The organism is Aquabacterium sp. (assembly GCF_004297345.1).
In the GTDB taxonomy this organism is placed as follows: domain Bacteria; phylum Pseudomonadota; class Gammaproteobacteria; order Burkholderiales; family Burkholderiaceae_C; genus Aquabacterium.
Genome location: NZ_SCTN01000377.1, coordinates 1 through 7,897, shown reverse-complemented (window position 1 = coordinate 7,897; position 7,897 = coordinate 1). Strand labels below are relative to the sequence as shown.

Sequence of the window (7,897 nt, the reverse complement as noted above, 5' to 3'; positions counted from 1 at the left end):
GCTCGCGGGCGGCTCAATCTTGATCACGTCGGCACCAAAGTCGGCCAAGGTCTTGCCTGCAAAGGGGCCGGCAATCAACTGCCCCAGTTCGATCACTTTGAGACCAGCCAGCGCCTGAGGCGGGATCGATGAAGTGGATGTGTTCATGGTCATGTCCTCAGACAGGTCTGGTCAAGGTCTCGATGTGAGCGAGATCTTGTACGGCATCTTGTGCAGCATCTTGCGAGGCCATCACGGGGTGGAGGCTGCCGGCGCCACAGGGGCCGCCACAACAGGCGCAGCCAACTGAGGGTCCGTCATAAAATTGATTCGTGTCAAGCCGGCCCTGGAGGCGTCCGCAAGCGCCTCTGCCACAGCCTTGTAAGGCACGGCCTGATCTGCACGCAGCAGCAAGTCAGGCTGGGTGGCCTTGGCGCCTTCCACTGCAAACCGGGCCACGCTTTCTTCGCGGCTGATTAGCTGGCCATTCCAATAGCGGGTCCCCGCAGCATCAATCGACAGATCGACCTTCTCGGCCTTGATCGCCATCACCTGCGTGCTCGCCTTGGGCAACTCAAGCTTGACCGAGTGGCTCAACAAAGGCGCCGTCACGATGAAGATGACCAAGAGCACCAGCATCACGTCGATCAGCGGGACCATGTTGATCTCGGCCATCGGGGCGCTGCTGCGCTTGTCGTCGAAGCTTGCGAATGCCATGCCCTGCTCCGCCGCGTTCAGTTCGCCTTGCCCGAACCCTTGAGGGTCTGGCCAGTCGACAGGAAGGTGAACAACTCGAAGGCAAAGGCATCCAGCCTGGCGCCCCATACGCGGTTGCTGCGCGTCAACCAGTTGTAGCCCATCACCGCGGGGATGGCCACGGCCAGGCCCACGCCGGTCATGATCAGCGCCTCACCAACAGGACCGGCCACTTTGTCCAGGGTACCAGCACCTGTGGCGCCAATCGCCAACAGCGCGTGGTACACGCCCCAGACCGTGCCGAACAAGCCCACGAACGGCGCCGTGGCCCCGATGGTGGCCAGCACACTCAAGCCGCTTTCCATGTCCATGGTGATTTCATCGAGCACCTTCTTGATGGTGCGCGTGAGGAACTCCTGAGCACTACCAGCCTCTTCCAGCTTGGAGGCACCGAAACGCGCATGGTGGCTTTGTGCCTGCATGGCATGCGCAGTCAAGTGCGAGAAGGGATCCGCCACACCTTGTGCCTGAATCTGGTGGTGAACTGCATCCAGCGAATCCGCATTCCAGAACGCCCGCAAGAACGCCTTGCTGCGTTGCTGTCGGCCCAGCAAGGCCACGCCCTTGGTCACAATCAGGATCCACGACACCAGGGACATCAGCACCAGGATCCCGAACAAGCCCTGGCCGACCGCATCCGTCTGCCCGATGAAGTGCACAAAGCCCAACTCGGTCGGGACGGGAACAGAAGCGGCAGGCATCGGCAAGGATGCGGCAACGGCAGAAGGGTTCATCTTGCGTGGGCTATCTTGTTGTCGGGCTCGCTGTCGCTCAAGGAACTCAATCGGGCGCCGTGAACGTCATTTGACCATGCAGCCACCCCTTCCAGGGTTGACCGTTCTCAGTGCGAGGCTTGAAGCGCGCACGCATGACATTGCGTCTGGCCTGTCGATCCAACCTGGGCGAACCGGAACTCCTTTGAATTTTGAAATCCTCGGGGCGTCCGTTTTCGTCGATCAGCACCTCGAACTTGACGGTACCCGACTCCCCCGCGTCGTAGGCATCAGCGGGATAGTCATTGGGCGGCTTGATCAGGTAATCGGCGGGCGAGATCGTATGGTCTTTCGGATCATTGCGGCCATGCTCCGAGCCGGCAGGCGCTTCGCCAGCGACATCCTTTGGTGCCCGCACGGCAGTGGGCGCTGTGGTCAAGGACGATGGCGTCATCGCCCGGTTTTCGCTGACCGGTACCGCCGGCTCGTTGACAGGCGCAGCCTTGGGGCTGGCCAGCACAGGCGGCGGTGGCGGCGCGTCCACCACTTGCCTGCGCTGCGCCACCGGCTCATGCACAGGCATTGGCGCCAAGCCTTCGTGATGCGATCGGAGCGGCTCGGCATGGGCGGGCGGCGGTGGGGGTGGCAGCAGCCTGGGCGCATCCGGCAACAACTGTGCGGCGATCACCATCGGCTCACGCAGGGCGATGGGCTTGACGGGCGCTTGCAGAACCAGCCACCACACCAGGCCATGCAACACCACCACGACAGCGATCAGCAAAGCACGCTGCGGCCAGCTCAGGTCGGCCGACCAGGGCGAGCGCCGGGACATATGCGGCGTCATCTGACTAAGCTGCGTAAGAGGTTGTGACAGTGCTTGACTCATGAAAGTAATCGACCCGGATGTAACCGACCGAAACGTCGATCTTATCCATGTCTGCGGCCATTCTCCCCAGCTTGGGGGAGCGTGCGCCCGCCATGATCACCCTGCTTCGTGGGATGATCGACGTCTACGAATCAGGGAAGCTATGGAATTGGAAGCTTTGCTGGCGCCCATCGCAGGCGCCTCGCCATGTGGCGAAGACATGTCGTTTTCGACCGAGTTCGATCAGATCGCCGACATGCGACGCCAGGACGATCCCACGCTGGATCAAGGCGAATGGGTCACATCCTTGAAGGTAGCAGACTGGCCCGGCGTGAGCCAGGCCTGCAGCACCTTGCTGAGCACCCGCACCAAGGACTTGCGACTGGCCATGTGGCTGACAGAAGCCCGTGCGCTCACGCACGGCTACGCCGGGCTGGATCAAGGCCTGCAGTTGTGCTCGCAACTGTGCGAACGCTACTGGGCCGACCTGCATCCTCAGGCTGACGGCGGCGATTTTGAAGAGCGCATCGGCAACATCGGCTGGCTGCTGCACCGCGTGGTCGCACTGTCCAACGCCTTGCCCTTCACCAAAGGGCGCCAAGGCGCGGCCTACAGCCTGCGTGATCTGGCCATCGCTCGGCAGAACGCGGCGCAGACAGGCCGTGATGACGATGAGCAGGCTCGATCAAATCCAGACGCCTTGACCGTAGAACAGTTCAACCGCGCCCTGAAGGACACGCCTGCCGCACACCTGCTGGCGAATCTGCAATCAGCCCGCCTGTGCGAGTCACACCTGCTGGCCTGGCAACAGATTGTGGATGGGCACCTGGGCGCCGACGGCCCCGGCTTCGTGCAAGCCAAGGAGGCACTCGCTTCGGTCATTCATGAACTGGAGCGTTTGGCCCGCGATGCCGGCGCTCTGTATGACGCCGGCGGCCACGCCGATGAGTTGGCAAATGCCACGCCAGACCAGAACGGCGATGCCAATGTGGACACCCCTGACGCCGCTCGAAAGGTCAATGGTGCGGGCGGCCAAGGTGGGCCTCTGCGCACGCGTGCTCAAGCGATCCAGCAATTGCGTGAAGTAGCCAGCTTCTTCCGCCGCACCGAGCCTCACAGCCCTGTGGCCTACCTGGCCGAGAAAGCAGTCAAATGGGGCGAGATGCCACTGCATGAATGGCTGCGCAAGGTCATCAAAGACCAGGGCGCCATGTCACACCTGGAAGAGCTGCTGGGCCTGGAAGACAACGAGGGCCAAGGCGCCTGAGGCATCAAGAGCCGACACGGAACTCGATGCGCCGGTTGCGGGCCCGGCCCTCTTCCGTGGCATTGGATGCCACAGGCTGATCGGGCCCCAGGCCAGAGATGGCCATGCTCTCGGCAGGCAGCCCCTTGCCGATCAGATAGGCCTTGACCGACTGCGCGCGGGCCAGCGACAAACTCACATTGGCTGCACGCGCCCCCGAGGCATCCGTGTGCCCGATCACCTCGAACTTGCGCCCCTTGAGCTTGCCCATGGCTGCGGCCATCTCGTCCAGAATCGGCAAGGCCGTCTGACGCAACACGGCGCTGCCGGGCTCGAACTCCACGATGCGGTTGGCCAGCGTCTGGTCCACGACGGCCTGCTCCTGCACGGCCACCCGCAGGCCATTGCGGATCGTGTAGGTCGGGTTCAATGACTGCGCCATGTCGCTGGCGATCTGCTGACGCACCGCCTCATTGCCCACTTCACCGCGGATGTTCACCGTATTGCCCTGGATGCTCAATTGCCCGTGGCTGACCTGCTTGATCGACGGAGACAGCAACTTGCTCACGTACTGGTTCCACTGCGGCGGCGCCACCACGGACCCGAGTGTGAGTTGATCCACCACCCGATCGGCACCATACAGCTCGCGCATGCGCGAGATCACGGCCACCCGTGTGGCCTCATCGGGCACCGTGCCCGCCACCACGACCTGATTGGGGCCTTGAACCTGGGCAGCTGTCTGAGCCATCGCTGGTGACAACGCGGAGAACACACCTGCCTGAATCAAGCACCATCCCAAGCGAAAAGACAAGTTGGACCGACTCACATCACACTCCCAGGAACACTTCACGGTAGGTGCTCAAAGCCTGAGCAAGCGACAGCCCTGGATCACGCAGGTAGTTGGACAACTTGCGCAGGCCGTAATCGGCGTCCACCTCATCCTCGACCCACTCGGCATCCAGCAAGCTCACGCCCTGCTCTGCCAACAAGGATTGATCGACCACGGCGTGCAGCGTGGCGGCCGATGCGCCCTGAAAGCCCATGACCAGATGAGGGCACCCATCCAGCGTGGTCAGAAACAAGCCCAACTCGACAGGATGCCGGCTGAAAAAGCCCATGATCAGCGACAACCACCATGAAGCCACCGCCCCGCGCATGGCGGCATCGCTCACCAAAGGCAGGCACAGGACTTTAGTGAGCTTGGCCGCGCCTTGCGCCATGGCCGGCTGCAGCAACATGCCCAAGGCCAGCGTGGCCTGCCGGATGGAGATACGCGTGCCATTGGCCGCCAGCATCTGCTCCAGGCTCGCCACAGTGTGCGTCTCCAGAAAATCGTCGAACGCGCGCTGTGCACTGGCGAGGTTGACTTCCACGTCCAGCGGGCCATTGAGGCTGGCCTGCGCATGCTCCAGCTCCACGGCGGCGTGAGCCACCCGTGCCACTTGCTCCAGGCGGGCCCACAGGCGCGACATGGCCAAAGGCCCCACGGTCACGAAATCCCGTGCCTGAGGCAGATCGAACGCACCGGCCGTGATGAAGGGAAAGCGCCGGCCTGATGCATCCTGACTGGCCAGCCAATGCCCGGCCAACCCGACCGAACTGCCTGTACCCAGAATCGCAAACTGCGTAGCTGGCGCGGCGTCATAGACCAGCTTCCAGCGTGGGTCCGCCGCCAACCGGTCCATGGTCTGCGACTGCCATTTGTCCAGGCTGGCGATGAGCGAAGCATGCTGGGCGCTGCGAACAAAGTCGCCTCGCGAGGGCACCTTGCCGAAATACAGCAGCTCCGTTGTCGAGGTGCTCACCGCGCTCATGATGCCGACCCTTCCTTGTTGTTATTCGTGTTGTTGGTGGCTGTGCTGGCCGCCTCGTCCTGGCCTGCAATGATGGATGGCAGCGCACCAGGCTTGCCCACCGGGCCATTGCCGTTGGCTGTGGCAGCCGGCGCAGCAGGTGCGGGTGTCGATGCGTTGGAGATGATGCGCAACTGCACGCCCACCGACACACCGGCTTGCGACCAGCGCAACTCGAAAGTCTGGTTGTCAATGCGCTTGCGTTGGGCGGCATTGATCATCTTCTCCAGCCCGAAGCGCCCCGGCTCATTGAAGAACTCGACCGACTTGCCATCCAGCGTATTGCCCGTGATGTGCACGCCCGGCGTGCCTGAACCAGGCCAGACAAAGTGTGCCCAGTTCGCCACGCCATTGCGGTAACGCATCACCTGACCATCGATGTCCACTGTGTACTCGGTCAGGCCGGGCGCCGACAAGGGCATGATCTGAAAAACGGTCTGGGCTTCAGGTGCGGCAGCGCTGTTGCCGGCGCCAGCCCCTGGGCCTTGCCCGTTAAGCGGTGCCATCCAAGCGCCCAGGCCCGACACGAACTCCGGACGCAGGCGCACGCCCATGTCTGCCCAGGTACGCGATGACACGCCATCCCCCCGCTTGAGCACCAAGGCACCCAGCGACTGCTCCACGAACTTGGCGATCACGCCATCGGTACCGAACACCTTGGCGATCTCAGAGGGCGCTGCCTCCATGTGCGAGCTTCGATCAAAGGGGTACTTATCTGCCAGACCGCGCTGATAGGGCTCGAACACCTGCGCCATCCAGACGCGATTGAGCTCGGCCTCGGTCGGCTTGACGATCACGGCATAGGCCTGCATCAAGGGGCGAACCAGCAAGGGGCGCAAGGTATTGCGAGCCGAATCACCGATGCCATTGAGCATCTGCTCATCCACCAGCTTCAAGGCTTCGGCCAGCTCGCCATTGCCCTCCAGCGTCTGCAGCATCAACTGCTTCGACGCCGGCCCCGGATCGCCCTGCGTTTTCATCTGGTTGAAGCGGGAACGGATCTTGGCCAATGAAGCCAGATAGGCGCGGATCATGGGCTCGCCGCCTTCGCGCGGCATCATCAAGCGCCCGACGCCGGCAAACTCCTTGCCGATCGGCCCCATGGGCTTGACTTTCTCCTTGCTCAAATCCACGTCCACATTGATGGCGACCTGCGAAGGCGCGGATCCCAGAATGGTTTGCTTGAACCACTCCATGAAGGAACGCTTGCCCGCGCCCAGCTTGTCATCCAGCAAGGAGGGGTTGTCCCAGGATGTCTGCTCGTACAGGTTCTTGAGCAGCACGCCCACAGGCGAGTTGGCCGGATCACCCAGCCTGTTCATGTTGACCACCGCAGCATCAAAGCTGGCGAAGTCCTGCACGCTGATGCTCTGCATGAACTTCTGCCACTCGCGCACATATTCCGCTTTGTAGAGCTGCGTCAGCGATTTCTGGATCTGCTCGGGGCTGCCTTCCAGCGTCAGGTCATCGCTTGAAGCCGTCTTGAGCACCCAGTCAGTGGATTGCAGTTCGGTGTTGGCGGCGTCCTTGATCGCGTCCTTGACATAACCGTCCCAGGCTTCGCGTGTGAACGCACCGGATACGGCATAACCGCCGGCCACCACCTGGCGATCGGCATCCGATACCAGTCGTGCCACTGTCACTGGCGCAAAGCGCGTGGCAGCGCGGGCCTTGATTTCGGCATACACGCGCTCACGTGCCGGCATGCCCTTGATGACCCTGCGCAGGTTGTCGCGCGTCTGGTCCAGCAAGCTGACATTGAGCTCCTGCTCGGGGAAAGTCGGATCAGCCATCTGCGCCATGGCAAAGGACATGATGCGCTCGGCCTTCTGGATGAGCTGCTCGCGCGGCATGGTGCCGCGGTTGTTGTCCAGCCAGGTGCGCCAGAAACGCGTGAGCTGGTCGCTCATGTGGCCTGGCTCCAGGCGGCTGCGCTCACCCAGCATCAGGTAGGCCTTCAAGGCGTTGTAGGCCTCGGTCACATTGGTACTGGACGCATTCGCGTAAGGTGAGGCACCTGCGGCAGGTGCCTCGGCCACAGGGTCGCCGTTGGCGTTCTCGGTGATGACCCCGGATGCCGCGTTGCCCGGCGCCACAGCGGCCACAGGCTGGGTGTTGGGATCGGGCAGGAACTGCAAGGGACGCAAGTCAGCCGCGTGCGCATTGACCTCCCCCAGATAGGCTGCAATGGCCTGCGCCGTAGGTTGCAGCATCACCACCTGCAGGCCGTTGAAATACTCTTCCTTGAGGCGCGCCTCAATGGCCTGGCCTTGATACAGGCCCATGCCAATGGACCAGGGCCTCGTCTGGCGATAACGCTGCATCTGCTCCAGGCGATCCTGCAAGATCTCCAGCGCCTCCAGGCGAGACTGCAGGTCCACGCGTTGGTCCTGCACCTGTTGGGCCTTGATCAGATCGGCCTCGACGTGGGCAACCAGTTCACGGTTGCCCATGTAGGACCATGTCCAGGCAGCCAGCAAGGCGC

At 62.7% G+C, this 7,897-nt stretch carries 8 protein-coding genes; 1 reads left to right on the top strand and 7 read right to left on the bottom strand.

Features of this window, described 5'->3' with window-relative positions; translation table 11 throughout:
* The 4 genes from EPO09_RS14275 to EPO09_RS14260 all read right to left on the bottom strand — a co-directional run.
* A partial coding sequence (locus EPO09_RS14275) for a CoA transferase (protein ID WP_290643989.1) occupies positions 1–147 on the bottom strand: 147 nt, incomplete at its 3' end.
* 84 nt (positions 148–231) lie between these two features.
* Positions 232–696: a biopolymer transporter ExbD gene (locus EPO09_RS14270; protein ID WP_290643988.1), complete on the bottom strand. Its 465-nt coding sequence runs from the start codon at positions 694–696 to the stop codon at positions 232–234.
* Positions 697–713: 17 nt separating this feature from the next.
* On the bottom strand, positions 714–1,469 hold the full coding sequence (locus EPO09_RS14265) for a MotA/TolQ/ExbB proton channel family protein (protein ID WP_290643987.1): 756 nt from the start codon (positions 1,467–1,469) through the stop codon (positions 714–716).
* Between the two features lie 46 nt (positions 1,470–1,515).
* Positions 1,516–2,280, bottom strand: coding sequence for an energy transducer TonB (locus EPO09_RS14260; RefSeq protein ID WP_290643986.1), 765 nt, complete (start codon positions 2,278–2,280; stop codon positions 1,516–1,518).
* 196 nt (positions 2,281–2,476) lie between these two features.
* Here EPO09_RS14260 and tssA point away from each other — a divergent pair, with 196 nt between their 5' ends.
* A complete protein-coding gene (gene tssA, locus EPO09_RS14255; protein ID WP_290643985.1) occupies positions 2,477–3,580 on the top strand; it encodes a type VI secretion system protein TssA in 1,104 nt (367 codons plus the stop codon).
* A gap of 4 nt (positions 3,581–3,584) precedes the next feature.
* Here the strand turns inward: tssA and EPO09_RS14250 are convergent, their stop codons facing one another.
* The 3 genes from EPO09_RS14250 to EPO09_RS14240 all read right to left on the bottom strand — a co-directional run.
* The gene (locus EPO09_RS14250) at positions 3,585–4,307 is read right to left on the bottom strand and encodes an OmpA family protein (protein WP_290643984.1); all 723 of its coding nucleotides are present in this window, start codon (positions 4,305–4,307) and stop codon (positions 3,585–3,587) included.
* 79 nt (positions 4,308–4,386) lie between these two features.
* Positions 4,387–5,373: a type VI secretion system-associated protein TagF gene (tagF, locus tag EPO09_RS14245; RefSeq protein WP_290643983.1), complete on the bottom strand. Its 987-nt coding sequence runs from the start codon at positions 5,371–5,373 to the stop codon at positions 4,387–4,389.
* Positions 5,370–7,897, bottom strand: a 2,528-nt coding sequence (locus tag EPO09_RS14240) for an ImcF-related family protein (protein WP_290643982.1), incomplete at its 5' end; no start/stop codon positions are given. The genes tagF and EPO09_RS14240, both read right to left, overlap by 4 nt.